The sequence below is a fragment of the Microbaculum mangrovi genome, from assembly GCF_051390635.1.
GTDB lineage: Bacteria > Pseudomonadota > Alphaproteobacteria > Rhizobiales > Tepidamorphaceae > Microbaculum.
Map to the genome: position 1 here is coordinate 212,216 of NZ_JBPODT010000005.1, position 24,608 is coordinate 236,823.

At 64.6% G+C, this 24,608-nt stretch carries 22 protein-coding genes; 7 read left to right on the plus strand and 15 right to left on the minus strand.

The genetic code is table 11. From position 1 onward, the window contains the following. Nucleotides 1-12: 12 nt before the first annotated feature. From ACSF9G_RS21730 to acnA, 3 genes are read right to left on the minus strand one after another with little or no spacing between them, the layout of a single operon-like run. Nucleotides 13-1,368: a dihydroorotase gene (locus tag ACSF9G_RS21730; protein ID WP_436644245.1), complete on the minus strand. Its 1,356-nt coding sequence runs from the start codon at nt 1,366-1,368 to the stop codon at nt 13-15. After that, nucleotides 1,365-1,784: a nuclear transport factor 2 family protein gene (locus tag ACSF9G_RS21735; protein ID WP_436644246.1), complete on the minus strand. Its 420-nt coding sequence runs from the start codon at nt 1,782-1,784 to the stop codon at nt 1,365-1,367. Before ACSF9G_RS21735 ends, ACSF9G_RS21730 begins: the two co-directional genes overlap by 4 nt. After that, complete coding sequence (acnA, locus tag ACSF9G_RS21740) at nt 1,778-4,534, minus strand: aconitate hydratase AcnA (RefSeq protein WP_436644247.1); 2,757 nt, start codon at nt 4,532-4,534, stop codon at nt 1,778-1,780. The genes ACSF9G_RS21735 and acnA overlap by 7 nt, the downstream gene beginning before the upstream one ends. Before the next feature lie 137 nt (nt 4,535-4,671). Here acnA and ACSF9G_RS21745 point away from each other — a divergent pair, with 137 nt between their 5' ends. Next, nucleotides 4,672-5,313: a GntR family transcriptional regulator gene (locus ACSF9G_RS21745; protein ID WP_261617258.1), complete on the plus strand. Its 642-nt coding sequence runs from the start codon at nt 4,672-4,674 to the stop codon at nt 5,311-5,313. 46 nt (nt 5,314-5,359) lie between these two features. On the opposite strand, the gene ACSF9G_RS21750 is transcribed toward ACSF9G_RS21745, so the two are convergent. Together ACSF9G_RS21750 and ACSF9G_RS21755 are read right to left on the minus strand one after the other, a co-directional pair. Continuing rightward, the gene (locus tag ACSF9G_RS21750; RefSeq protein WP_436644248.1) at nt 5,360-6,316 is read right to left on the minus strand and encodes a Bug family tripartite tricarboxylate transporter substrate binding protein; all 957 of its coding nucleotides are present in this window, start codon (nt 6,314-6,316) and stop codon (nt 5,360-5,362) included. A 30-nt stretch (nt 6,317-6,346) separates the two neighbouring features. After that, on the minus strand, nt 6,347-7,279 hold the full coding sequence (locus tag ACSF9G_RS21755; RefSeq protein ID WP_436644249.1) for an isocitrate lyase/PEP mutase family protein: 933 nt from the start codon (nt 7,277-7,279) through the stop codon (nt 6,347-6,349). A 308-nt stretch (nt 7,280-7,587) separates the two neighbouring features. On the opposite strand from ACSF9G_RS21755, the gene ACSF9G_RS21760 reads away from it, so the two are divergent. Continuing rightward, the gene (locus ACSF9G_RS21760) at nt 7,588-8,004 is read left to right on the plus strand and encodes a tripartite tricarboxylate transporter TctB family protein (RefSeq protein WP_436644250.1); all 417 of its coding nucleotides are present in this window, start codon (nt 7,588-7,590) and stop codon (nt 8,002-8,004) included. 4 nt (nt 8,005-8,008) lie between these two features. Beyond that, complete coding sequence (locus ACSF9G_RS21765; RefSeq protein WP_436644251.1) at nt 8,009-9,502, plus strand: tripartite tricarboxylate transporter permease; 1,494 nt, start codon at nt 8,009-8,011, stop codon at nt 9,500-9,502. A 55-nt stretch (nt 9,503-9,557) separates the two neighbouring features. On the opposite strand, the gene ACSF9G_RS21770 is transcribed toward ACSF9G_RS21765, so the two are convergent. The 7 genes from ACSF9G_RS21770 to ACSF9G_RS21800 form a co-directional block, all read right to left on the minus strand. Beyond that, on the minus strand, nt 9,558-9,986 hold the full coding sequence (locus ACSF9G_RS21770; RefSeq protein WP_436644252.1) for a MarR family winged helix-turn-helix transcriptional regulator: 429 nt from the start codon (nt 9,984-9,986) through the stop codon (nt 9,558-9,560). Nucleotides 9,987-10,338: 352 nt separating this feature from the next. Next, on the minus strand, nt 10,339-11,220 hold the full coding sequence (locus tag ACSF9G_RS21775; protein WP_436644253.1) for an enoyl-CoA hydratase-related protein: 882 nt from the start codon (nt 11,218-11,220) through the stop codon (nt 10,339-10,341). Nucleotides 11,221-11,243: 23 nt separating this feature from the next. Continuing rightward, nucleotides 11,244-12,464: a CaiB/BaiF CoA transferase family protein gene (locus ACSF9G_RS21780; RefSeq protein ID WP_436644254.1), complete on the minus strand. Its 1,221-nt coding sequence runs from the start codon at nt 12,462-12,464 to the stop codon at nt 11,244-11,246. Continuing rightward, nucleotides 12,464-13,747, minus strand: coding sequence for a CoA transferase (locus ACSF9G_RS21785; RefSeq protein ID WP_436644255.1), 1,284 nt, complete (start codon nt 13,745-13,747; stop codon nt 12,464-12,466). The genes ACSF9G_RS21780 and ACSF9G_RS21785 overlap by 1 nt, the downstream gene beginning before the upstream one ends. 58 nt (nt 13,748-13,805) lie before the next feature. Beyond that, nucleotides 13,806-14,915, minus strand: coding sequence for a CaiB/BaiF CoA transferase family protein (locus tag ACSF9G_RS21790; protein WP_436644256.1), 1,110 nt, complete (start codon nt 14,913-14,915; stop codon nt 13,806-13,808). A 9-nt stretch (nt 14,916-14,924) separates the two neighbouring features. Continuing rightward, nucleotides 14,925-16,166, minus strand: a complete 1,242-nt coding sequence (locus ACSF9G_RS21795) for an acyl-CoA dehydrogenase family protein (protein ID WP_436644257.1) — start codon at nt 16,164-16,166, stop codon at nt 14,925-14,927. Between the two features lie 26 nt (nt 16,167-16,192). Next, nucleotides 16,193-17,293, minus strand: coding sequence for an acyl-CoA dehydrogenase family protein (locus tag ACSF9G_RS21800; protein ID WP_436644258.1), 1,101 nt, complete (start codon nt 17,291-17,293; stop codon nt 16,193-16,195). Between the two features lie 884 nt (nt 17,294-18,177). On the opposite strand from ACSF9G_RS21800, the gene ACSF9G_RS21805 reads away from it, so the two are divergent. From ACSF9G_RS21805 to ACSF9G_RS21815, 3 genes are all read left to right on the plus strand, one after another. Continuing rightward, on the plus strand, nt 18,178-18,468 hold the full coding sequence (locus ACSF9G_RS21805; RefSeq protein ID WP_436644259.1) for a hypothetical protein: 291 nt from the start codon (nt 18,178-18,180) through the stop codon (nt 18,466-18,468). Nucleotides 18,469-18,528: 60 nt separating this feature from the next. After that, on the plus strand, nt 18,529-19,572 hold the full coding sequence (dctP, locus tag ACSF9G_RS21810) for a TRAP transporter substrate-binding protein DctP (RefSeq protein ID WP_436644260.1): 1,044 nt from the start codon (nt 18,529-18,531) through the stop codon (nt 19,570-19,572). A 168-nt stretch (nt 19,573-19,740) separates the two neighbouring features. Next, entirely contained in the window at nt 19,741-21,663 is a 1,923-nt protein-coding gene (locus ACSF9G_RS21815; RefSeq protein WP_436644261.1) for a TRAP transporter large permease, read from the plus strand. A gap of 221 nt (nt 21,664-21,884) precedes the next feature. Here the strand turns inward: ACSF9G_RS21815 and ACSF9G_RS21820 are convergent, their stop codons facing one another. The 3 genes from ACSF9G_RS21820 to ACSF9G_RS21830 all read right to left on the minus strand — a co-directional run bounded on the left by ACSF9G_RS21820 (nt 21,885) and on the right by ACSF9G_RS21830 (nt 23,862). Beyond that, nucleotides 21,885-22,433, minus strand: coding sequence for a c-type cytochrome (locus ACSF9G_RS21820; RefSeq protein ID WP_436644262.1), 549 nt, complete (start codon nt 22,431-22,433; stop codon nt 21,885-21,887). 119 nt (nt 22,434-22,552) lie between these two features. After that, a complete protein-coding gene (locus ACSF9G_RS21825; protein WP_436644263.1) occupies nt 22,553-23,251 on the minus strand; it encodes a CBS domain-containing protein in 699 nt (232 codons plus the stop codon). Next, nucleotides 23,251-23,862 carry a carboxymuconolactone decarboxylase family protein gene (locus tag ACSF9G_RS21830; protein WP_436644264.1) on the minus strand — a complete coding sequence of 204 codons (612 nt, stop codon included), beginning with the start codon at nt 23,860-23,862 and terminating at the stop codon, nt 23,251-23,253. The genes ACSF9G_RS21825 and ACSF9G_RS21830 overlap by 1 nt, the downstream gene beginning before the upstream one ends. Nucleotides 23,863-24,010: 148 nt before the next feature. Between ACSF9G_RS21830 and ACSF9G_RS21835 the strand changes: the two genes are divergently transcribed. Continuing rightward, nucleotides 24,011-24,550 carry an ion channel gene (locus ACSF9G_RS21835; RefSeq protein WP_436644265.1) on the plus strand — a complete coding sequence of 180 codons (540 nt, stop codon included), beginning with the start codon at nt 24,011-24,013 and terminating at the stop codon, nt 24,548-24,550. Nucleotides 24,551-24,608: the final 58 nt, after the last annotated feature.

Sequence of the window (24,608 nt, forward strand, 5' to 3'; positions counted from 1 at the left end):
GCGTTACCTTTCTTATCGCCTGAAGAGATAGCGGCCGGACGGGGCGTGCTCATCGACCCAGTGGCCGTTGTCGACCAGAACCGTTCCGCGAAGAACGGTGGCCTCGACCCGGCCGCGCAGCCGCCTTCCCTCGTAGGGAGAGTAATCCGAGTTGGACGGGTAATCGGACGCCTGCACCTGCGTCACGCCATCCAGATTGACGACGGCGAAATCGGCATCGTAGCCCGGTGCGATACGGCCCTTTCGGGGGAGCCGGTACAGCGCGGCGACATTGCTGCTGGTAGCGGCCGCGAGGGTCTCCAACGCGATCTCGCGCTTGAAATACCCCTCTTCGATCACAACCGGCAGGATCTGCGCTATGCCGGGAAACCCCGCGGTAGCCTCCCAGATACTGGGCCCCTTGGTCGACTGCTTGCGCGGCACGTGATCGGATCCGATCGTCGAAATCGCGCCATCGCGCACCCCTTCCCACAGACCGTCGATATCGGCCTGGGACCGCAAGGGCGGATTCACCTTGCCGATCGCGCCGATCGGCTCGTCATGCGACAGGCTCAGATAGTGGATGCAGGTCTCGACATGAATCGGCGGTCGGTTCGGATGGCGCATCCGGCGCACCAGGTCGAGGCTCTCGGCGCTCGACATGTGCACGATATTGACCGGACAGCCCGCCTTCTCGCCGAAATAGGCCACGCGGAACACGTTTTCCGTTTCCAGGAAGCCCGGCGACTGCTCGTCCCAGGCGCGCAGGTCGTCGCGCCCCGCGCTTTTCAGAGGCTCTCGGAAAAGGGGGATAACCTCGGTGTTCTCGCAATGAACGCCGACCACGGCACCGGGAATGCTCGCCCCCATCGCCAATGCCGCATAGAGCAGACCGTCGTCGACTTCGGTGAAGCCTTTCGCCGCCCCGGTCGCCCCCTTGTACATCAGGTAGACCTTGATCGACAGCACCCCATGGGTGGCCATCGCAGACTCGAGCTCGGCCACGTGGGCGTGCGACGTGATGCCGAAATGGAACCCGAAATCCACGGCCGCGCGCTTGTCGGCTTCGGCACGCCAGGTCCCGGTCGACTGCAGCAACTCATTGCCGCGCCAGAAGCTCATCAGACCGGTCACGCCGCCCAAGGCCGCCGTCCGGGTCTCGGTATCCCAGTCGTTTTCCTTGTCGCCGAAGCCGATATGGGTATGGGGGTCTATCAGGCCCGGGAACACATGCTTGCCCCGGCAGTCCAGAACGCGCCGGGCGGCGGGTTTTTCGGACGCGTCGAGAACCGCCGCGATACGCCCGTCGCGCACGGCCAGGGTGGCCTGCTCGACGCCTTGCCCGGGAAAGACGACCTCGCCGCCCTGCAGGACCAGGTCGTACGTCATGAACCGCTCCCGAGATCTCCGGAATTCCTCTTGATGGCAAATTCCGCCGTTTCGTTGAGGACGTACTGGCCGGTGATCCGGTCGCCGGCCAGGTCGAACAGATCCATGAACCGGATTCCGTCGAACGCCTCACCGTCCGCCCATTCGCCGTAGAGCGTTCCCGTCACGAGTACGGAAACGCCATCCGCCGTGGGCCAGGCCTCGCACCGATCGATGGTCTTGGCGACGTGGCGATAGCGCCGCGCCGACCCTGCGGCGACCTCGTGTACCGACGCCAGACACCGTCCGCCCGGAAACACCAGCACGGCGCCGGCGGCGAGAAAGCCCTGCGCCGCATCGAGATCGCGGGCTTCCATCGCGCGCAGATAGTCGAGAACGGTGCGGCAGGCGGTTTCGTTGGAAACTGGAGTCAGCATGCGTGTCTTTCCGAATCCGAAGTGTTGGCCGAATCTGAAGTGCTGGCCGAATGCGCGGGATCGGACATCGAGACGACGAGCTTGCGGAAAACGCCGCCCCCGAGCAGCAGGTCGCGCTCGTGCGCGCTCGCCACATCGACGCGTGCCTCGAAGCGGATCACTTCACCGTTCCGATTGGCGGTGACGGTCACCGGCGCGCCGTCTTCGAGCGCCTTGCGGATGCCCGCGAACTCGAACGTCTCGAACCCGGTCAGGCCGAGCGTTTCGGCCGTCTCGCCGGCTTTGAAGCAGAGCGGCAGGATACCCAGGCTGATGAGGTTGGAGCGGTGAATTCGCTCGAACGAAACAGCCAGCACGACCCGCACGCCGAGCAGCATCGGTCCCTTGGCGGCCCAGTCACGGCTTGAGCCCATGCCATAGCTGCGCCCGGCGATCACGATCGGCGTCTGCCGATCGTTGCGCATCGTCTCGGCGGCTTCGTAGATCGCCATCGGTTCGCCTTGCGACTCCAGGCGCGTCACGCCACCCTCTTTGTCCGGGACAAGCAGATTGCGCATCCGCTGGTTGGCGAAGGTGATGCGCGCCATGAATTCATGATTGCCGCGGCGCTGGGTCACCGCATTGAAGTCCTTTGGCGCGACGCCGTTCTCGACCAAATAGCGGCCGGCGAGACTGTCGGCCAGGATTTCGCCGCTTGGCGTCACATGATCGGTGGTCGTGAAATCGCCGGCCATCACGAGGACTCTGCCGTCGCGGATCCCGTCCGGCATTCCCTCGCCATCCAGCTCGAAGAAGGGCGGGCGCTTGATGTAGGTGGACTCCCTATCCCACGGGAACAGCACGCCGCGGGCCGACGGCAGTTCGTCCCAGAACGGCGAGCCCTCGAAGACGCTGGCATAGCTGGACCGGAACCGGTCCGGGTTCTGGCTTCTGGAAACACGGTCCTCGATTTCGCCGGGAGCCGGCCACAGGTCGCGCAGGAAGACGGGGTTTGCGTCGCGATCATGGCCCAGGGGTTCGGTGTCGAAGTCGATGTCGACCCGTCCGGCCAGCGCGAACGCCACGACGAGCGGCGGCGAGGCCAGGTAGTTGGCGCGGCAGCTCTTGTGAATTCGCCCCTCGAAGTTGCGGTTTCCCGACAGGACGGAGGCTGCCACGAGGCCACCATCCTCGACCGCCTCCATGATCGCGGGATCGATCGGGCCGGACTTGCCCGAGCACGTGGTGCAGCCGTAGCCGACCAGATGGAAGCCCAGGTCCTCGAGGGCCGGCATCAGATCCAGTTCGGACAGGTAGTCGGTGACGAGCCGCGATCCCGGCGCCAGGGAGGTCTTGACCCACGGCGGCACCGTCAGCCCCCGCGCGACCGCGTTCCGCGCCAACAGGCCGGCCGCTATCATCACGGTCGGATTGGAGGTGTTGGTGCACGACGTGATCGCCGCCACGGCGACCGCACCGTGTCCGAGCTCGTGATGGTTTCCGTGTAGGTTCAAGGCGACGCGTTTCTGCGCTTCGTCCGCCGGCACGTCGAAGCCTCCTTCGGCACGCGGCGCGGTCAGGCTCTTGCGGAAGCTGTCCTTCAACGCGGCGAGCGGGACGAGGTCCTGCGGACGGCGCGGACCGGCCACGGCCGGCGAAATCGTCGCAAGATCGATCTCGACGATCTCGCTGTATTCGGCATCCGGATCACCCACATCGCGGAACATCCCGGTCGCGCGCGCGTGCGCCTCGACCAGGCGCACGTGATCGTCCGACCGGCCCGATTGCCGGAGATAGGCGAGCGTGTGCGCGTCGATCGGGAAGAACCCGACGGTAGCACCGTATTCCGGCGCCATGTTGGCGATGGTCGCGCGGTCCGGCACGGGCAGATGGTCCAGCCCATCGCCGAAAAATTCTACGAAGGCCCCCACGACGTCGTGATCGCGGAGCCTCTTGGTGATTGCGAGAACGAGATCGGTCGGCATGGCGCCGGCCGCGAGCCGGTTCTTCAGCCGGACGCCGACGATGCGCGGTATCCGCACTGAGTACGGTAGGCCGAGCGCGGCCATTTCCCCGTCGATGCCACCGACACCCCAAGCCAGCAGGCCGATGGCGTTGATCATCGTCGTGTGCGAGTCGCAGCCGATCACGAATTCGGCCTGAACGAGCTTGCCGGCCGGGCTGTCCCTTTGAACGACCAGTTCGGCGAGCTTTTCCAGGTGAACCTGATGGATGATCCCCGAGCCCGGAGGAACGATCGTGAGGTTCCGGAACGCCTGCTCGGCCCACTTGAAGAACGCGTACCGTTCGCGATTGCGTTCGAATTCGCGCCGCTCGTTTATGCGTATCGCATCCCGCCGGCCGTAACTGTCGACAATCAGCGAATGATCGATCACCAGCTGGACCGGGATCACCGGCTCGATCGCCGCGGGGTCCAGGCCCCGCTCCGCCGCATAGTCCCGGGCCGCGGCCAGATCGAGAAGCGCGGGCAAGCCGCTGCTGTCCGGGAACATCACCCGATTGGGCGCCAGGGTGACGACAAGTTCGCCATCGCCCGGCAACCAGCCGGCCACGGCGGCGAGTTCAGCCGCATTCCCATCTTCGTGCAGCGATTGGACGGCAATGTTTTCAAGAACGGGCAGAAGGCATCGCGGCAGTGGTGCCGTTCGCGCCGACGTCAGCCCTTTGAGGTCCACGCAATGAAGATCGCCCCGGCCATCCACGGGCAGGTTCGTTACCACGCTTTGCGATTTGGAGGATCGGTTCGTCATTTCTGTTCATTGTAGTGGCACACCGAAAAGTGTCAACACTTCCCTGATTTTCGCGCCCATTTGCGCGGATGAACATTGAGAAATCCGGCGAATTGGGGTACTTCGAACTTCAATTGTTGACACACGACGAGGTCCGGATGCTCGATCGCACGGCGCGCACCATTGTTGACGAGGTCTTCGAGACGCTTCTGTCGAAGATCCTCGAGGGAGACATCCCGCCGGGCGGCGCGGTCAACGAACTTGGGCTGGCCGCGGAACTGGGCGTGAGCCGTGGACCGGTGCGCGAGGCTGTCAAGCGGATGCAGGGCACCGGCCTGATCGTCAAGGAACCGTACCTGAAGGCCCGCGTCATCTCGCTCACCGTCGAGGACATGGTGCAGGTGTTCCAGCTCCGCGAGGCCGTCGAGGCGATGTCCGTCCGCCTTGCGACCCTGAACATGTCCGACGAGGCCCTCGAGGCCTTGTTCGAGGAGTTCACCGGCACCAAGAACAAGAACCGGCATCCCGCGCTCGACATTCATGTAAGAATTGCGGAGGGGTGCGGCAACGAGCGGATCCGCTCACTGCTGTGCGACGAACTCTACTACCTGCTGCGCCTGTACCGCTCGCAGTCCGGACGCACGCCCGGCCGTCGCGAAAACGCCTATGCCGAGCACTGGCAGATCCTTCGCGCGATGCGCGCGCGTGACGCCGACCTCGCCGCTTCGCTGATGCAGGCCCATATCGCCCGCGCCACGGAAACGCTGCAGACGCTGCTCGATGAAGACAAGCAGGCGTGAATGAAGCCCGCGCACCAGGCGCGGGCTTCTTCGTTGTCGAAAGGACTTACTTCGAAAAGTCGATGGTCGAGAGAAGCTCCTCGTAGAAGGCGTCTTCCTTCGCCAGCATGGCATCGAAGTCCGCGGGGCCGGCGAACTGCAGCTCGCTGAGCGTCTTCTTGCCGTATTCCTGCAGTTCATCGCTGGTGATGACTTTCTCGACGGCCGCGGCAAAGGCGTTCACGACCTCGTCGGGCGTTCCCGCCGGGGCCCAGAAGCCGATGTTGACCGGCAGTTCGAGGTCGATGCCGCTCTCCTTGAGCGTCGGCACGTCGGGTAGCAATTTGGCGCGACCTTCGCCGAGTTGCGCCAGCACGGTCACTTTGCCGGCTTCCGCTTGCGGCAGGATCGCGGACGCGAACCCGAGCACCAGATCGACTTCACCGGCCACGGCCGCGGCAACCGCCGGCGTCACGCCCTGGAACGGGATGTGGAACAGCTCGACGTCGGCCGCACGCGCAACCGCCTCCGAGGCGATGTGGGTCGCGCCACCGGTTCCGGCGCTGCCATAGCTCACCTCGCCCGGGTTTTCCTTGGCGTAGACGACCATCTCTTCCATGGTCGTGAACGGCGCGTCCTTGCGTGCGGCCATGACGTTCGGGCCGACCGAGACGCGCGCGACACCACGCAATGCGTCGAACCCGTAGGGCAGATCGCGCTGATGGGGGGCAACGGTCTGGACCGAGCTCACGGCAAAGAGGAAGGTGTAGCCGTCCGGCTCGGCGTTCGCGACGAACGAGCCGCCGACCGTTCCGCCGGCGCCGGGCTTGTTCTCCACGACGACGGTCTGCCCGAGCTCATTGGAAAGCCCCTGAGCGATCGTGCGCGCGAGCGTGTCGGTACCGCCCGGCGAATAGGGAACGATGACAGAGATGGAGCGGTTCGGATAATCCTGCGCCGATGCAGCACCCGCCACCGCCGTGAGGGCGATGGCCGCGGTAAGGGCCTTGAATACCTTGAACATGCAGTTCCTCCGTTTGGTTGTGGTCAAACCTCATTCGGCCGCGGTGGACGGGCGGCCGTACTTCGAGTCGAGCGATTCGAGGGTCAGAAGACGGTCTTCGAGATCACGCGCGTCGCTGTAGCCCATCAGCTCCCAGATCTCGTCGATGCCGGCGAGCATGTCCGTGCGGTTGACGGGGACGCCGGTTTCCACGACCTCCCTCATCACGACGAGGGCGTTGCGCATGGCCATGATCGCGGCGGCGGGAAGCATGCGCGGCAGGCTGATCCGCCTGACCCCGAGCTCCTTCAGCCGCGGCAGCGGGATCAGCGGCGTGGTCGGCCGCTCGCGGATGCCGAATCCCATATTGACGGAAACCGGGACACCGGCCGCCTCCACCACCTGCCTGACGGTCTCCTCGCTGTCGACCGCGTCGGCGAAAATGACGTCCGCGCCCGCGCCCGCATAGGACCTGATGCGCTCCAGGGTCGGCTCCAAGCCCTCGACGGCCAGGGCGTCCGTCCGTGCGATGATGACGAAATCGTCGTCCCGGCGCGCCAGGCAGGCCGCCTCGATCTTTTTCACCATCTCGCCGCGCGAGACGACTTCCTTGCCCTTCATGTGGCCGCACCGCTTCGGGCTGATCTGGTCCTCGATATTGATGCCGGCCGCGCCGATCGCCTCGAATTCGCGAACCGTGTGATGCACGTTGAGCGGATTGCCGTAGCCGGTATCGGCGTCGCAGGTGACCGGCAGCGAGACGGCGCGGACGATCGCGCGGCACTGGTCGAGATTCTCGGCCAGCCCCATGTACCCCATGTCGGGCAGCCCCAGGCGCGCATTGGCGATGGCCGCCCCGGTGGTGGCCACGGTCTTGAAACCGGCCTGCTCGATCAGCCGTGCGCTGTAGCCGTCATAGGCTCCGACCGAAACGACGAGGTCATCGGCACCCAGAAGTTCGCGAAATCGACGCGCTTTCGTCATAGAGACGACCTCCGCCCTGCATGAAGTTCAAAAGTGTCGACATTTTTAGCCCATCGGGCGTGAGTGTCAACACTTATGCGGAAATTTGACGGGTCCTTTCGCGCCTTAGTTCCCGGGAATTCAGGCGGAAACCTAGCAATACAACGACATTGATCTAGCGCGGCGCATGTTTGGCGCTTGCCAGCACGATCTCGCAAATCTAAACTGTTGACAATTTGGGACGGACAACCATGACCGAAATCCGCAAGAGCAGTGGCGGTCCAACGACGCGATCCGGATGGATCGCTCATGTGACCGGAAACAGGATAGTGGCCGGCGTTTTCGCGATCGCGGGCGTGGCCGCGGGCGTGAAAGCCTTTGTCGACTATCCGCTAGGTACGATTACGCGTATGGGCGCCGGCTTCGTGCCCCTTGCACTGTCCATCGGACTGGTGCTGCTCGCCGTCATCTCCGTGTTCATCGAGGACGGCGAGAACGACGAGCCGGCCGAAAGGCTGCATCCGCGCGCGACGGCGTTCATCCTCATGGGCATCGTCACATGGGCATTGCTCATCGACACGGCCGGCTTCTTCCTCGCCACCATGCCGATGGTCTTTCTCGCCGGCATGGCGCAGCCCGACAACACCTGGAAGCACGGCCTGATCGTCGCCACCCTCACCGCGATCGGGGGATACGTCCTGTTCGTCATCCTCATCGGCATCCCCCTGACACCGTTCGGAAGGTAGCACCTTGGATCTCATCTCCGGCCTCAGCCTTGGAATACAGACCGCGGTAACGACCGAAGGCCTGCTGTTCTGCCTGATAGGTGTCACGGTGGGCATGCTGATCGGGGTCTTGCCGGGCATCGGCCCCCTGGCGGCCGTCGCAATGCTCCTGCCCGTCACCTACCACCTGCAGCCGATGAGCGCCCTGATCATGCTGGCGGGCATCTTCTACGGCGCGCAGTACGGCGGATCGACCGCCTCCATCCTCCTGAACCTGCCCGGCACGTCGACCACGGCGGTCACCGCCATCGACGGTTATCCGATGACGAAACAGGGCCGTGGCGGTGTCGCCCTGTTCATCACCACGATCACCTCTTTCGCCGGCGGCTGCTTTGCAATCGTGTTGCTGATGAGCTTCGCGCCGAAGCTCGGGCAGATGGCGCTGGCGTTCTCCTCGGCGGAGTACTTTTCGATCATGCTGCTTGGCCTCGTCGCCGCGGCGACGATGTCGCTGGGCTCGCCGATCAAGGGCATACTCGCGGTGGTGGCGGGCCTGCTGCTTTCCACGATCGGCATCGACAGCACGTCCGGCGAGGTGCGCTACACGTTCGGCCTGCTCCGCCTGCAGGACGGCATCAATCTGGTCGCCATGGCAATGGGGCTGTTCGGGGTCGCGGAGATCCTGAAGAACGCCGGAACGCCCGAGCGGCCGAAAGGCACCATTTCGAAGGTGCGGATGCGCGACCTGATCCCGACGCGCGAAGATCTGCGGCTCGCGGTCAAGCCCACCGTGCGCGGTTCCATCGTCGGTTCGTTCATCGGCGTGCTGCCCGGCGCCGGACCGACCCTTGCCGCGTTTCTCGCCTACGCGATCGAGAAGCGCAGCTCGAAAACGCCGGAGCGGTTCGGGCGCGGTGCGATCGAGGGCATATCGGCCCCCGAAGCCGCCAACAACGCCTCGACCCAGGCCGCGTTCATCCCGACCCTGGCGCTGGGCATTCCCGGCGACGCGACGATGGCCGTCCTCATGGGCGCGATGCTGATACACGGCATCGTCCCGCGACCGGAACTCTTCACCACCAATCCGGATCTGTTCTGGGGCCTGGTCGTCAGCTTCTGGATCGGAAACCTGATGCTGCTTATCCTGAATATCCCGCTGATCGGAGTCTGGGTCCGCATCCTCACCGTCCCCAAACGGGTGCTCTTTCCCCTGATCATCTTTTTCATCTGCGTCGGCGTCTACAGCGTCAACAACAGCGCGTTCGACGTGTACGTCGTCATCGCGTTCGGCCTCATCGGCTATATCATGAGCCAGTACGGCTACCCGCCCGCGCCCATGCTGATGGGCTTCATTCTCGGGCCGCTGCTGGAGCAGCACTTCCGTCGCGCGCTGCTGTTCTCGCGCGGCGACATGGCGACGTTCATCGAGCGGCCGATCAGCGCGACCTTCCTCGTGCTGACCGTCCTGCTGATCGCTTCGATTGCCGTGCCGTTCCTGCGCCGCAAGCGGACGGCCTGACCGGCGTCCGGGAGGGCAACCTCGTCGCCTCTCGGAACTGCCCCCGAGAGGCTGATCAGTCGTCGTGGGCGAGGCGGTCTTCGAGTTTGGGGGCGACGGACTTCTTCAAGGCACGGAGAAGCTCCGACAGCTGCAGCAATTGCGTTTGCGACATGTCGGCCAAAAGGTCTTCCACCCATTCGTGGTGGCTTTCGACGATATCTTTAATGTAGTCCTGCCCCTCGGCGGTTATCGTGACGATCATGGAGCGGCGGTCCGTCAATGCCGGCGCCATCTCGACGAGCCCACTCTTCGAAAGATCCTTCACGATGCCGCTGATGTTGCCATTGGTCACGAAGAGTTCCGAAGACAGGCTCCCCATGCTCAGGCCCTCCGGATTCATATCCAGAGTATAAAGAATATCGAGCCGCACCAGCGTGGTGCCGAACTCCGTATTCAGTTTTTTCTTCAGATGCTTGTCCACCATGCGGTAGAGACTGGCCATACGAAGCCAGGTCCTCACACGGATGGATGCTGGCGGGGTGCCGGCTAATTGTTTCGACTTTGCGCGCGCCATTGTCTGCCTTTGGAAAAAATCGCTTCCCGTCTCCCGAAGTCTGTTGATGTAGTGTCCGGAAGCTTTCGGTCACGAATCGAAAAGCGAGTTTGACACCTTCGGAGTTCGGCTTCCAATTCATTCGGCGGGCACCGCGGAGGCTCGGGCCTTGCCCCCTTTCGAAGGGCGACTGAGCTGTTCCACGGCCTTCGGCGATAGCGCATAGAGGATGGCCGCTGTCGGCCATCCCCTTGTTCCGTATCCAGTCCGATCGGAAAATCGGTTCAGCGCCGGACCGATTTCATTCCTCGGCCTGGCGCTTGAAGCGACCATCGCGCCAATCCAGGGCCGCCTTGAGCGATTCCGTCGTCGCCTTGCGGATGAACTCGGCGGTGAACGGGCTCTGGTGCGAGATGGTATTGAGATCGGTGGTCGTGTCGACCGACGGTCCATATCCCATATTGTCGACCCACCGGTTCACGACGTCCTTGTGCACGGTCAGCATGTCCAGGGGCAGCAGCGAGATACGGCGGCAGTATTTCATGGCCTGCTTGTCGAGCTCGTCAGCCGGCACCGCCCGGTTGATGATCTGCCACTGCTGCGCCTCGGTTCCGCTGATGTTGTCGCCGGTGAAGAGCATCTCTTTGGTCTTGAGAGGACCGGCCTTGATCGGCAACAGGCCGATCGTGGTGGGCAGGCCCAGCGCGCGCGACGCCGGATGCCCGAATTGCGCGTCCTCGGCGGCGATGACCGTATCGCAGACGCCGATCAGGTCGAGACCGCCGGCGAGACAGTACCCATGGACCTGGGCAACGATCGGCTTTCGGAACCGCCGGATTCGATGAAGCCAGACCGTCACCTGGCGCAGGTTGTCGCGATCCTGCGCGATGAACGACTCACCTAGCCGACTGACCTCGTCTTCAGTTTCGACTGATAGTCGAGACTGGCCCGACATAACGTCGTAACCACCCTCGAGATCGTATCCCGTCGAAAACGCGCGCCCCGCGCCTTTCAGCCGAACCACGCGAATGGCATCGCCCGGATTCAAAAGCTCCAACACGCGAAGGAATTCTTCGCGCAGCGTCAGGCTGATGCTGTTGAGCTTTTCGGGACGATTGAGAGTGATCGTCGCGACAGGCCCGTCCACTTCGAGCAGAAGGGTTTCGAACTTGGGAATATCCACGTTACTTTGCCTTTCGTCTGTTTTCAGAAAAATGCGCCAGCCTGCCGATACGAACGGATGACATCCTCCGGAATCTCCAGAATTTCCTGGAGAACCATCGTCTGATGCTCGCCGATGTCAGGCCCCGCACCGCGGGGCCGAGCCGGTGTCTGCGATAGCTGGATGCGGGTGGACTCGACGTACGTCGGCCCGCGCCGGGGATGCTCCACGGCAATGAAATGATTGCGTTCCCTGAGCTGGGGATCGCGCGGCAGTTCGCTACCGTGCAGCGCCACGTAGGCCGGGATTCCCGCCTTCTGGAGCCGCTCTTCGAGACGCTCGGCTGGCTCGTCGGCTACCGCTCTGGCGATGGCGGCATCGATCCGCTCCCTGTGCGCCTTGCGCGCCTCGAGGCCCACATCGATCAGATCATCGATACCCGACAACGCCAGCACGTCGATCAGGGCCTTCCAGTCGGCCTGTGTCCGGATCGAAATCGCGACATAGCGCTCGCGCTGATCACGCGCGGCGCAGGCATAGACCTCGTTCGGACATAGGGCGGGGTCGGCGTTTCCCTGCCGCGAGGCGACGCTGCCGCTCGTCGAATACTCGAGGATTTCCAGGGCCATGTATTGCAGGCCCGCTTCCACCTGGGACAGATCGATATAGGCGCCCTCGCCGGTTCGGGCGCGGCGATCGAGCGCCGCCAGCAGCCCTATCAGGCTGAACTTCGGCGCCACGAAATCGGTGTAGGGGCCGCAATAGCCGGTCGGCACCATGTCGGGCCAGCCGGTGACATTGTGTATCCCCGACAGACAGGACCCGGCGCTGCCGAAGCCGGCAAGCTTCGACAGCGGGCCGAAATTCCCCATCAACGTAGTGCTCAGCATGATCAGGCCGGGGTTCGACCGGCGCAGCGAATCGTAATCCAGGCCCCAGGCCTTCATCGTCCCGGGGCTGAACGATTCCAGGACGATATCGGCCCAGTCGCACAGTTTGCGGGCGACTTCGCGGGTCTCGGGTATCGCAAGGTCGAGCGCCAGACCGAGCTTTCCGGCATTGAGGTCGCTTGCCAGCGCCGAGTTGTCGGGCCGTGACTCGCCATCGGTGAAGGGCGACAGCGCGCGCGCCAGGTCGACCCGCCGGGCCGACTCGACCCGGACCACCGTCGCACCGTGGTCGGCGAGCGCCCTGCCCACCGTGGGGCCGGCCAGCACCCATGAGAAATCGGCGACCTTGACGCCCGCCAATGCTGCTTCCCGCATCAGATCACCCCGTTGGTCTGGAGGAGCGCCACCTCGTCGCCGGACATCCCGAGCCAGCCGCCGTAGACATCGCCGTTGGCCGCGCCTGCCGGACCGCTGCCGCCATGATTGACGAAGGCTTCGGGCCGGATGCGCGCGAACCGCCCTGGCAGGCATGGGCCGGATGCGTCGGCATCGCCCGTCGGGAACCAGGCGCCGCGGGCGTCGTGGTGCTCGCTCGCCATGATGTCCGCGACCGACAGGATCGGCGCCAGCAGCAGCCGCCTGTCGCGCGCCGCGGTCAGCAGCTCGTCGGTGCCGCGCGTGGAGAAGAACGACGCGATGACCTCTTCGATCCGGGCGCGCTCGTTGTCGCCCATGCCCTTCTCCGCGTACTTCTCCCTGGTCGCGCCGCTTGCCGACAGGCCGGAGCCGGAAGTCTGCGGCAGGTCGCGCCAGTCGAAGGCCGCGAGATCGTCGGCGAGCATCCCGCTTTCCGCGACCCAGGCCATGAAGTTGTTGCTGAAATGCCCCGTGGCCGGTCCGCTCGTCAGCGTGAACTGGACGTAGCCGTCACTGGTCTTCCAGACCGTCGGGAAGATCGTGACGCCGTCCTGGGGGCCGGCGGCCACGTCGTTGACCAGCGGATAGAGCCCCTGGCCCTGGTTGGCGGCGACCAGGGATTCCTGGAAGGAGATGTCGACCCCCTGCCCCCGCCCCGACCGGGCGCGCTCGGCCAGCGCCAGCAGGGCGCCGACGACGGCGTCCGACGCGCCATGGAAATACGCCTGGTAGGACGTCCCGATGCGCACGGGCACGCGGCCGTCGACGCGGTTGCGTTCCAGCGCCCCCGAGGCCGCCCAGATGACGAGATCGCTGTCGGCGAAATTCGCCTTCGGCCCCGTCCGGCCGAACGGCGTCATCGTCACATGGATCAGGCGGTCGTTGAGCGGTCGCAGCGTATCGTCATCGAGGCCGAGGGCGTCGACCTCCTGCCTGGTACCGGAGACGAGCAGGAAATCCGCCGCCGAACACAACCGCAGAAGAAGCGCCCGGCCGTCCTCGCTGCGGATATCGCAGGTCACGCTCTTCTTGTTGTGGGACAGGGCGGCCCAGAGGCGGGAGACCCCGGTTGCGCCCAGCAACGGCGGCTCGTTTCGCGCGACGGCGCCGCCGGGCGGCTCGACCGCCACCACCTCGGCGCCGAGATCGGCAAGCAGCCGTCCGGCCATGAGCCCCCTGAAATCGGTGAGATCCACGACCCGGTAGCCGTCCAGATATCCCCTCCGGGATGTCGTACCCAAGGTCAACTCCTCCTGCGGCGCCGGCAAATGGTGCCGCCGCCCCTGCACGCGATCATCGTCATTGGATGGCCCAGTCCTTCAGGAATTCGGCCGTGTCGGCCGGCCCGACCGCCGCGCCCGGGCGGATCGAAGCCGGCGTCGCCGACAGCCGCGGCACCGGCGCCGTCGTGAGCCTGCCATCGCGTTCGACGAAGGCGCCGCGCGCCACGTTGTGGGGATGCTCGGCGGCCTCGTCCATGCTCAGCACCGGCGCGAAACAGACGTCGCTGCCCTCCAGCAGCGCGCACCATTCGGCTCGGGTGCGCTGGGCGAAGATCTCGGACAGCCGAGCCTTCAGCGCCGGCCAGGCCGACCGATCGAGCTGCCGGTCGAACAGCGGACCCTGCAGGTCCAGCTTTTCGCGAAGCAGACGATAGAAACGCGCCTCGATCGCCCCGATCGCGATCCACGCGCCGTCGCGACACCGATAGACATTGTAGAAATGGGCGCCGCCGTCGATGACGTTTGAGGCGCGGCTGTCCCGCCACTCGGCCTCCGCGCGTTTCTGGTAGATCATGCTCATCAGGGAGATCGCCGCATCGCTCATGGCGCAATCGACGACCTGGCCCCTGCCCGTGCGCCGGGCGTGATGCAGCGCCGCCAGCACCCCGGCCACCAGATGCATCGCGCCGCCGCCGTAGTCTCCGACCAGGTTTAGCGGGATAACCGGATGCTCGGCCGGCCCGGTTGCGTGCAGCGCCCCCGAGACGGCGATGAAGTTGATGTCGTGGCCGGCGACGTCGCGGTAGGGGCCGGTCTGGCCCCAGCCGGTCATGCGCCCGTAGACCAGCGCGGGATTGGCCGCAAGGACGACCTCGGGACAGAGACCAAGCCGCTCCATCACGCCCGGACGGTACCCTTCGATCACGATATCGGCCCCAGCGATCAGGTCGCGAGCGCGTGTCCGGCCCGCCTCTGACTTCAGGTCGAGCGCGAGCGCGGTGCGGCCCCGATTTTCCGGCGCGTATCGGTCCATCGGGCCGGCCATACTGCGATCGATGCGAACAACACGCGCCCCGAGATCGGCCAGCATCATGCCGCAGAATGGGACGGGACCGATTGCGGCGAGTTCGACGACGCGAACGTCGGCGAGCGGCCCCGATATCGTCTCGTCCCTCATGGCACGCATGGCTCGGCGTTACCGTGTCGGCACGCGGGAGAAGGGAATGTCCTTGTCGACCCTGGGGTCGCCCGGCATCCCCAGCACGCGCTCGGCCAGGATCGACCGCTGGATCTCGTCGGAGCCGCCCTCGAGCCGCATTCCCGGAGCGCGCATGAGCATCGCCTGAAACCGGCCTTCGTCATAGGCGTCGGCGCCGATCCCCAGCCCGATATTGCCCTGCAGATCCAGCGCGAACTTGGCCGCCTCCTGTCGCGCGGCCGCCGCCACGAGCTTCAGCACGGAGTTTTCGGGACCGGGCGTATTGCCCTGGGACAGCTCCGAGATCGCGCGCATCGAGGTGTACTTGAGCCCGCTGGCGCGGACCGCCAGGGACGCCAGACGCCCCTTGACCAGATCGTTCTCGACCGCCGGCCTGCCGTCGATCTGCCAGGTTCGGCAGAAGTCGAACAGCTCCTCGAACCCCGTCGTCATCGTTGTCGAGACGGACATGCGTTCGTTCATCAGCGTCGTCAGCGCGACGCGCCAGCCATCGTTGACGTCGCCGATACGGTGCTCGTCCGGGATATGGACGTCGGTGAAGAACACCTCGTTGAACCCGGACTGCTCGCTCATCTGACGGATCTGCCGCACCTCGATGCCGGGCGTGTCCATCCTGACGATGAACATCGTCAGCCCCTTGTGTTTCGGCAGCTCCGAATCCGTGCGCGTCAGAAGCAGGCCCCATTGCGAATAGTGGGCGCCGCTGGTCCAGATCTTCTGTCCGTTGATGCGCCAGCCGTCGCCGGTCCTTTCCGCCCGCGTCCGGATTCCCGCCAGGTCCGAGCCCGCGCCGGGCTCCGAAAAGAGCTGGCACCAGATATCGTCCGATCGCCCCATTCTGGGCAGCAGGGTCTTGTTGATGTCCTCGCTGGCATGAACCATCAGCGTCGGCGCGCACATGCTGAGGCCGACGATGAGGCGCTCGGTCAGTTTCGCGTAATGCCCCTCTTCTTGATGGAAGATGATGTTCTGAACGGGGCTCGCGTCGCGCCCGCCATAGGCCTCGGGCCAATGGATGCAGCCCCAGCCGGCATCGTATTTCTTTTGCTGCCAGTCGCGCCCCAGGGCCACCTTCTCGGCCTCGGTCGCGTCGATTTCCAGCAAGCCGAAGCCGGAGCGCTTCAAGGCGCCCAGGTGCTCCACCGGCGCATTCGCCTCGATCCAATCGCGCGCCTCGCGCCGAAATGCGGCTTCTTCGGGGGAATCGTCGAAATCCACTGTCTGGGTCCTTCTGTTCGGAATCGTCAGATCGAATGGGGACGCGCGGACAGCCTGTCGACGAGCGCGATTTCCCAGTCGGAAAGGCCTCCCAACGCGATCGCGAGAAAGTTGGACCGTCTGTAGTAGAGGTGGCAGTCGATATCCCAGGTGAACCCGATGCCGCCGTGGGCCTGGATGTTGTTCATCGCGCACTCCTGAAAGGCATGGGTCGCGCTGACTCGGGCCGTCGCGGCGGCCACCGGCAATTCGTCGGACCCGGTTGCCAGGGCCCAGGCCCCGTAATAGGCGTTCGAGCGCGCGAGCGTGGCCGTGATGAACATATTGGCGAGCATGTGCTTGATCGCCTGAAACGAGCCTACCGGCCGCCCGAAGGCAAAGCGCTGGCGCGTGTATTCGGTGGCCATTTCGATGCAGCGTTCCGCACCCCCGACCTGCTCGAAGGCAAGCAGCACCGCTGTCGCGTCCCGAACGTGGTCGAGAAGCCCGCTGACGGCCAGGGGCTCGGCCTCCACGGAAGACAGCTCGAGGCGAACGCCCTTGTGCATCCGGTCGAACAGCTGCACCTGCGTGCGGGCAACACCGGGCGCCGTGAGGTTGACTAGGAACAGGCCGTCCCGGTCGAACCGCGTATCCAATGCCCTGACGATGGCCCAGCTCGCGCACCCGCCATCGACGACGATCGGAGAGACGCCCGACAGCCTGCCATTGGCGAAGGACATCGGCACGCCGCCGTACCCTCGCCCACCATCGAGCGCGACCGTGCCGATGAGCTGTCCGGCAGCCACCTGCGGAAGCAACTCGGACTTCTGCGTCTCCGTACCACCATGCACGAGGTATTCGGCGAACTGGTAGACACTGCTGGCGAACGGGACGGGCGCGAGAGCCCGGCCGAACTCCTCGGCGACGACGCAAAGCTCCAGATAACCGAACCCCGCTCCACCATAGGCTTCCGGGATATTCGTACCCATCAGCCCGATGCCCGCCACGGTTTCCCACAAGGCCCAGTCGACGCCATCGTGCTTTTCCATCGCGGAACGGACAACAGAGACGGAGCAATTGTCGGCCAGTAGTCGATTGACGACGTGCTTGAGCTGTTTCTGGTCTTCCGAGAAGTCAAAATTCATCTGCGAGGTCTCTGCGGTTAGCGGGGCCGCGGCTGGCGAGCAGGCTGAATCAGCCCGTGTCAGGAAAGATTGAACCATCGCGCCCCAGGAGCGTCAACTTATTTTATGTATAAAGGATATAGTATCCGCCGATCGCGACCCCGAACGCCGCCTCAGATAGGTAGCAATATCGTTGCTGTATATAGGTTTTTAGAGGGAACTGGAAACTTGGGCGAGCGCCAGGATACGGGTGGACAAGTCTGACTGCGTTCCTGTCCATTCCGGAATCCGAGGATCGAAGCCGTGCGACCTCATCGGCGCCTGTCGCGATAGAGCACGTCGATGTGTGCCCTCCGCCCTCACGGGCGAAAGCGCCTTAGACCGTGCACGATGCATGGCGGGAATGCCAGGTCAGCGCGCCGGTTTTGATCGTCCTCAATTGTTGATTTGCTGCCAGCCAATCGGATCAGACTGAAGCCATTGCGCCCCCACCAGAATCCACCCAGGATCATGTCATAATATTGAATAATATGAATTATTTAGGATATGGCGTTGTTGACCGGCAATCTCTGCACCACGTTTTCGCCCCCGGCCGGCTCTTGTTTGGAAGGCGGACGGAAATGTCGAGAGCGGGCCGCTGCAACAAATAGCTTGCGCGATCGCGCCGTCGCCCGTTCGGGCGCCATTTGCCCCGATCCATGCCCGCGGTATCGCCGCCAGCGCACCGGTTTCCCGCGCGCACCAGACAACGCTGTTGCATGCGGAAACCGTTCCATCTATATTATTTTAGAAATAAGATATTTTGGAGACGCCGCAGTCGCCGGGTCGATACGAACTGAAGCCGTCGGCATCGGCTAAAGCAAATGAAATCTGCTCCATTCGAGAGCAGGGGGGATATTCGTTCGATGGCAGCGCGCGTCGCAAAGGTGTGGGACACCGTATTTCTCGGCGGCACGCTACCCGCCCTGGCGGAACCGGATGCCCTCGGGCTCACGACCACGCCAGCGAACAACCCCATCCCCATCCAAGCGATTCACGTCCCCCGGAACGATGCCGCGAACGCTACCGACAGAGGCGACGTCGTCGCGCTTTCCGGTGAACGGAAGGCGCTCCGGGAAGGAACCGGTCGTCCCATCGCAGCAGATGGGAAGGCGTCCGTCCCCGACAGCGACATGATCCAAGAGGCGTTCACCTGACAGCACGCAACGGCAGGTGGGCGATTGAGACACCGTGCTTCATCGAGTGGAGGAATAACCGTGATATTCATCAATACAGACGCCAGTTCCGCAAAGGCCTGGTGGAAAGCGAAGGCAACAACGTCTCTTCTGGCTTTGGGGCTTGCGTCCTTCAGCACGTCCGCATGGGCGCAGACCGTCGTCCGCTTCGCCACGACGCTGCCCGAGACGAGCCCGTTGATCGAAGAGGTCTACCGGCCCTGGGCTGAGGAGATCAACAAGGCCGCGGACGGGGAGTTCGAGATACAGATCCTCGGCCCGACCTTCGCCAACACGGCGAACATCGTCGACAGGGTTGTGACCGGCGTTGCTGAAATGGGGATCTGGGTTCTGCCCGCCACCGGCCAGCCGTTCCCGCGGTCTACCGTCACGACACTGCCGCTGGTCGGCGGCGACCCAGCCCGCGCCTCCCTGGCGCTATGGAAACTTCAGGAGAAGGGCTTGCTTGGCGACGAGTTCGCCGAGGGAAAGCTGCTGCTCTTCGGCGTGCTCGCCTCCAATACGCTTCGCTCGCGCGAACCGATCACGTCGTTGGAGTCGCTCGCCGGGCTGAAGGTCCGGGTAAGCGACAAGAACACCGCCGATGCCATGTCCGCCCTTGGGGCCTCGCCCGCGTTCATATCGCCCACCGAGATGTATCAGGCGGCGAGCAGGGGTGTGGTCGATGCCGTGATCACCAGCCCGGACACGTTTCAATCGTTCCGTCTGACGGAGCTTCTGCACCAGCATCTGATCAACGTAACCTTCGGTGGCGTTCCGACCGCGGTCGTGATCAACAAGTCCTTCTACGAAGGCCTCAGCCCCAAGGGCAGGGCCGTGCTTGACTCGTTCACCGGCGAAGACGGCACGCGCCGCCTGGGTCAGGCCTATGACGAATTCATCGACGGGATCACGGCCAGCTCCGCCAACGAGCCTCAGTATTCCGCCAGCCGTTTCGACGAGGCCGAGCTGGAGAAGGTCAGGGAATTGATATCACCCGTCATCGCGTCGTGGATCGAACGCACTCCCGACGGCCAAGCCGTCCTCGATGCCTTCAAGGCGGAGTACGCCGCCGCGGCCGACTGACACGCCGCCCCCAAAGCCGCGCCCGTCGTCGGCGCGCGTCGCCGGAACCGTTTGGCCCACCCCTGGCCAGGCGGCTCCTTCGGGCCGGCTCCCCTTTCGGATCAGTAATCCCGCATCGCTCCAGCGGAGCGAAAGCAAGTGGACGACGTTGAGCAAATGGAACCGTCATTGAACGACACTGCTGGCGGCGCGACCGGGCAGCGCGACAGCCTGCTTCAGCGCATTGATACTGCGTTGAAGAACGCGAACCAGAAGATCGCCTCCTTCGGCGTCGTCATCATGCTGGCGATCGGCATTCTGAACCTGGTCGACATCATCATCTTTCGCTGGCTGCTCAACGCCCCGATCACCGGTTCCAACGAACTGTTCTCGACCCTGTTCTCGGTGGCGATCGCCTCGGTGCTGGCCAGCGGGCTGTCGCAGCGGGCGAATCTCGAGGTGGATCTTCTGTCGGGGGTTTTGAGCGAACGCCAGCAGTCGGTCCTTCGGGCGATCGGCGCCTTCCTCTACCTGTTCCTCATCGTCTGCCTCGCGGTGGCCGTCTTCGACCAGTTGGTACTGTCCTACGAGCGCGGTATGGAAACGCCGATCCGCCAGTGGAAGCTATGGCCGTTCTACACGGTCATCTTCATTCTCTTCCTGCTTTGCATCCCCGCCCAGGCCGTCGCCGCCCTCGACCTTGCCGGCAGGGTAGGGCGCCCGGTCCGCTCCACGCTCGTGATCGGCGGCGGCACGCTCCTCGCCCTCGCCGCTGTCGTCGCCGCTATCTCGCTCCCCAGGCCCGCTTTCCAGTCCGACATGCTGACGGCCAGCGTGATCGTGATCGTGCTGGTTTGGGGCGCCCTTCTGTTCTACGTCCCGCTGGCCGCCGTTCTCGGCGGCGTCGCCATGCTCGGCATCACCGCGACCTTCGGACCGAACGCCGCCTTCAACATCGCCGGCTCCGAAACGCTGGGCCTGCTGCGCAGCAGCGATCTCGGTGTCATTCCCTATTTCCTGCTGATGGGCGGGTTCGCCATCGCCGGCGGCATGTCCAACGACATCTACCGCTTCGCCCATGCCCTGTTCGCGCCGTTCCGCGGCGGCCTGGCGCTTGCAACCATCGGCGGCTGCGCCGGGTTCGGCGCGCTGACCGGCTCCTCCATGGCGACGATCATCAGCATCGGAACGGCGGCCTATCCCGAGATGACCAGCCGCGGCTACGCCCGCCCCCTGGTATCCGGCGTCATCGCCGCCGGCGGCACCCTCGGACAGTTGATTCCGCCATCGACGGTCGTGGTGATCTATGCCCTGCTGGTCGAGGAATCGATCGGAGCGATGTACCTCGCGATCCTGGTGCCGGCCGTGATTACGGTCATTTGCTATGCCGCGGTCGTGTTGATCTGGGTCGCCGCAAACAAGAACGCGGCGCCGTCGGGCGGACGCTGGGATCGTCGGGAACTGCGGGAATCGGCGGCGGTCTGCCTGCCGGTGTTTCTCATGTTCGCGACGGTCATGGGATCGATCTTCTTCGGGATCATGACGGCGACCGAGGCCGCCTCGCTCGGCGCCGTATTCGCGTTCGTCGTCGCGCTGTGGCGCAGAAAGCTATCCAACGGCGCTTTCTGGTCGATCGCCGCTGCCGCGACGCGCTCGACTTCGATGATCTATTTCATGATCATCGGAGCCCTGATCATCACCTTTTTCCTGGCATCCACCTCTCTGCTCCAGACGATCACGGACGGCGTGGTCGGCCTGGGACTTCCGACATGGGCTGTGCTCAGCCTGATGGTCGCCTTCTATATTCTGATCGGCGCCTTCATGGACAGCACGACGGTGATGATGATCACCGCCTCGACATCCGCGGCGATTGTCCAGGCCCTGGGCTTCGACCTGCTGTGGTGGGGTGTGATCATGGTGTTGCTGGTCGAGCTCGGCGTGCTGACGCCACCGTTCGGGATAAACATCTTCATTCTGAAGAGTATCGCACCCGATCTGTCGGTTGGCACGGCCTACCGGGGCGTCATTCCCTTCGTGCTGATCGACCTGCTCAAGATCGTCTTTCTGATCGCCTTCCCCGCCCTGGTACTTTGGATACCGGGCATCAATTGAGCGCCGGAGGACGACCCCGTCTGTGCCAACACGCCCGTCCCGGCTCACGCGGCGCCTGCAGCCTCACGGGGAAGCACTTTCACGACCCGGCGTCGATCACGCCGGAATGCCGCATAGCGAACCGACCGAAGACCGGGTCAGGTCGCATCGGACACATTCCGACGTTGGCGACCTGCCGACCACGACCTGAAGTACACCCACCAGAGCACAAACACACCGCCTCAATCGTGTGCCTCGTCGCGGTCTTCGGCCGCCTCCTGGTCCTCGTCCGCGTCCCCGTGGTCGTCGTCGCCGTCCTCCATGTGATGCATCAAATCCCGGACCCCGGCCGGGATGTCAGAGGCCGAGAATTGCCGCTGCGCTTCGGCGTCATGGACGAAGGCGATGATGTCGGCCAGCTCCGCGCCGTCGAACGCGATCGGCTCGCCCAGCTCCTCCCGCTGCAGGTAGACCATCGCCTCGGCGCCGCGCCACATCTTGGCGGCGAACTCGAACGGGTTCATCGGCGCCGGCATCGTATCGGCGTCGAGCGCGGGCGCGTCCTCGCCGCCGACCCCGTTGATCGCATGGCAGACGACGCACCCCTTGCTGGCGAACAGGTCCCGGCCGCGGATCGGGTCCATCCCCGGCATGGCCAGGCCGGGCGCGATCGCCTGCCCTTCCATCGCTTCGCCGGGCTCGCCGTGGCTCTTGGCGAGCGCCCCATCTCCGCCCCATGCGACGAAGCCAACGGCGACTATGGCGGCGACGATCCCTGTTGGACGTTTCATCGCTATCTCCCTCCCCTGCTTTTGCGCTGGACACTTGGAAACGACACCGGCGCTCCGAGACCGGTTTGACTGTGCCGGGTGACGCGGCCTGCGCGCGCGATACCGCCTCGGCGCTCCGCTCACTCGGCCCAGATCACCGCCCGGACCATTTGCGGCAGGACGCCTACGTGATCCTCGACGCCCTTCACGCCGGGCGTGCCCTCGGCGGCGACGCGCAACGCCTGCTTCTCGGCATTGGTCTCAACCGCGCCCCAGAGCCGGACGACCCCGTCGTTCACGACGATATTGATGAATTCCTTGCGGATGCCGGTATCGGCGACGGCCTTGTCCAGCGCGTCGCGAAGCCCGCGATCGTCGAGCGAGGGCGCCGTGCCCGGTCCGCGCGCGACCAATCCGTGCAGCAGGTTCGCGCGGCTGACGATGCCGACGACTTTCCCGTCGCGAACCACCGGCACGCGCTTGATCCGATACCCCTCCAGAAGCGTCGCCACGTCCTCCAGCGAGGCATCCTCGGCGATGGTGACGACGTCGCGCGTCATGACGTCCCGGGCGTTGAGCCCGTGCGACTTCACATAGTCGCGTGCGCTGGTCTCCGGCTCGGCGAGCAGCCGCAGCCACCAGGACGGATGACGCGCGGCGCCGGTTTCGGGCCGCCGCATCAGATCGCCTTCGCTGACGAGGCCCACGAGTTGACCGTCGTCGTCGACCACGGGGACCGCGCTGATGCGAGACGTCACCAACTGTCTCGCGATATCGCGGACCGAGGTCTCCGGCCCGACGGTAATGACATTGGTCGTCATGACGTCCCGAGCCAGCATCAGGCCTCTCCCACCGTCTGCTCGCGTGCCCAACGCGCCCCGTCCGGAACCGCCTCGCCGTCCGCGGCGACGGGACGTTCGCAGAACCCCTGCGGCGGAACACCGAGGGCCGCGTTGAACTTGCTCGACAGGTTCTGGAAGGCGATCAGCGCGGTCAGCTCGACGATCGCATCATCGGAAAAGTGATCGCGCAGCGTATTCACGGTGTCGTCGCGGACGCCGGGCCCGGATACCGTCATCTCCTCGGCGTAATCAAGGGCGCTTCGTTCCCGGTCGCTGTAGATCGCGCTGTCCCGCCAGTTGCCGAGAGACACGACCTTGTCCCAGCCCGCGCCCCGCTTGAGCAGTGTCGCGGAGTTCAGATCGACGCAGAACGGGCAGTGGTTGATTTGCGACACCCGGACCGTGATCAGCGAGCGCAGCGACGGTTCGATGGGCGAGCCTCTCCTGTCGATCACTCCGTACAGGCACGCGACCGCGACGAACAGCTTCGGCGATCGGGCCCAGAGACGCGCGGCGTCCAGAACCTGCCCGTATTTCCGGCGCTGGTTCCAGAAGAAGGGCCGCAGATACCAGGACGTTTCCTGCTCGGGTCTCGGCTCGATGCGCATCGACTCCCCTCCGCCGCCAAGCGAAACAACTGCCGCGGCAGGGCTTCTCGATTACCGCCACACGGGAAACATTTACCCGTTCAAGCGGCCCTCATTCTTTAACGCGCATCAATCAATTCGGTCGCGCGGTGAGGCAAATTCACGATGGATGATCGGCGCGGCGTCGCCGACGCGGCTGCGAACGCCCCAATGGACCCGGACAGGGAGGGTCGCCATCGGCATCGCTGTGATCCTTTCGCTCTGCCTGGTCCTGGCGACGACCGGATTTCACTATTCGATCCTGCACTGGCTTTCGAGCGGGATGGCGCGCGTCGCCATGCGGCCACGGCAGCGCGTGCTGTCCATCGTCTTCATCACGCTGATGGCCCATCTCGGCGAAGTCGTGCTGTATGCCGCGGCCTATGCGGTCTCGGTCAACGTCCTGCGGCTTGGCGACTTCGGCGGACGCCCGGTCATAAGCGAACTCGACTACCTCTACTTCTCCATCGTCACCTACACGTCTCTCGGGCTCGGCGACGTATTCCCCGGAGGCCATCTGCGTTTCATCGCGGGCATCGAGGCCCTGAACGGGCTGCTGCTGATTACCTGGTCCGGCTCCTTCATCTACCTGGCCATGGGCCGGCTGTGGCCGTGGGAACGCTGCGTCCAGCCGGAGCCCCCCGACCGCATCCCCGGCGGCGCGGGCTAACCGGGATTTTATTCGCGCCGCCATCACCGGTTTCGTGCAATGCTGGTTCGCAGGCAGG

What these genes read in the sequence shown, in the direction of transcription:
- ACSF9G_RS21730 (WP_436644245.1), bottom strand. Translation starts at nt 1,368, where the DNA reads ATGACGTACGACCTGGTCCTGCAGGGCGGCGAGGTCGTCTTTCCCGGG.
- ACSF9G_RS21770 (WP_436644252.1), bottom strand. Translation starts at nt 9,986, where the DNA reads ATGGCCAGTCTCTACCGCATGGTGGACAAGCATCTGAAGAAAAAACTG.
- ACSF9G_RS21755 (WP_436644249.1), bottom strand. Translation starts at nt 7,279, where the DNA reads ATGACGAAAGCGCGTCGATTTCGCGAACTTCTGGGTGCCGATGACCTC.
- ACSF9G_RS21820 (WP_436644262.1), bottom strand. Translation starts at nt 22,433, where the DNA reads ATGAAACGTCCAACAGGGATCGTCGCCGCCATAGTCGCCGTTGGCTTC.
- ACSF9G_RS21780 (WP_436644254.1), bottom strand. Translation starts at nt 12,464, where the DNA reads ATGCGGGAAGCAGCATTGGCGGGCGTCAAGGTCGCCGATTTCTCATGG.
- ACSF9G_RS21745 (WP_261617258.1), top strand. Translation starts at nt 4,672, where the DNA reads ATGCTCGATCGCACGGCGCGCACCATTGTTGACGAGGTCTTCGAGACG.
- ACSF9G_RS21825 (WP_436644263.1), bottom strand. Translation starts at nt 23,251, where the DNA reads ATGCTGGCTCGGGACGTCATGACGACCAATGTCATTACCGTCGGGCCG.
- acnA (WP_436644247.1), bottom strand. Translation starts at nt 4,534, where the DNA reads ATGACGAACCGATCCTCCAAATCGCAAAGCGTGGTAACGAACCTGCCC.
- ACSF9G_RS21735 (WP_436644246.1), bottom strand. Translation starts at nt 1,784, where the DNA reads ATGCTGACTCCAGTTTCCAACGAAACCGCCTGCCGCACCGTTCTCGAC.
- ACSF9G_RS21750 (WP_436644248.1), bottom strand. Translation starts at nt 6,316, where the DNA reads ATGTTCAAGGTATTCAAGGCCCTTACCGCGGCCATCGCCCTCACGGCG.
- ACSF9G_RS21800 (WP_436644258.1), bottom strand. Translation starts at nt 17,293, where the DNA reads ATGAATTTTGACTTCTCGGAAGACCAGAAACAGCTCAAGCACGTCGTC.
- ACSF9G_RS21790 (WP_436644256.1), bottom strand. Translation starts at nt 14,915, where the DNA reads ATGCGTGCCATGAGGGACGAGACGATATCGGGGCCGCTCGCCGACGTT.
- ACSF9G_RS21835 (WP_436644265.1), top strand. Translation starts at nt 24,011, where the DNA reads ATGATCGGCGCGGCGTCGCCGACGCGGCTGCGAACGCCCCAATGGACC.
- ACSF9G_RS21805 (WP_436644259.1), top strand. Translation starts at nt 18,178, where the DNA reads ATGGCAGCGCGCGTCGCAAAGGTGTGGGACACCGTATTTCTCGGCGGC.
- ACSF9G_RS21830 (WP_436644264.1), bottom strand. Translation starts at nt 23,862, where the DNA reads ATGCGCATCGAGCCGAGACCCGAGCAGGAAACGTCCTGGTATCTGCGG.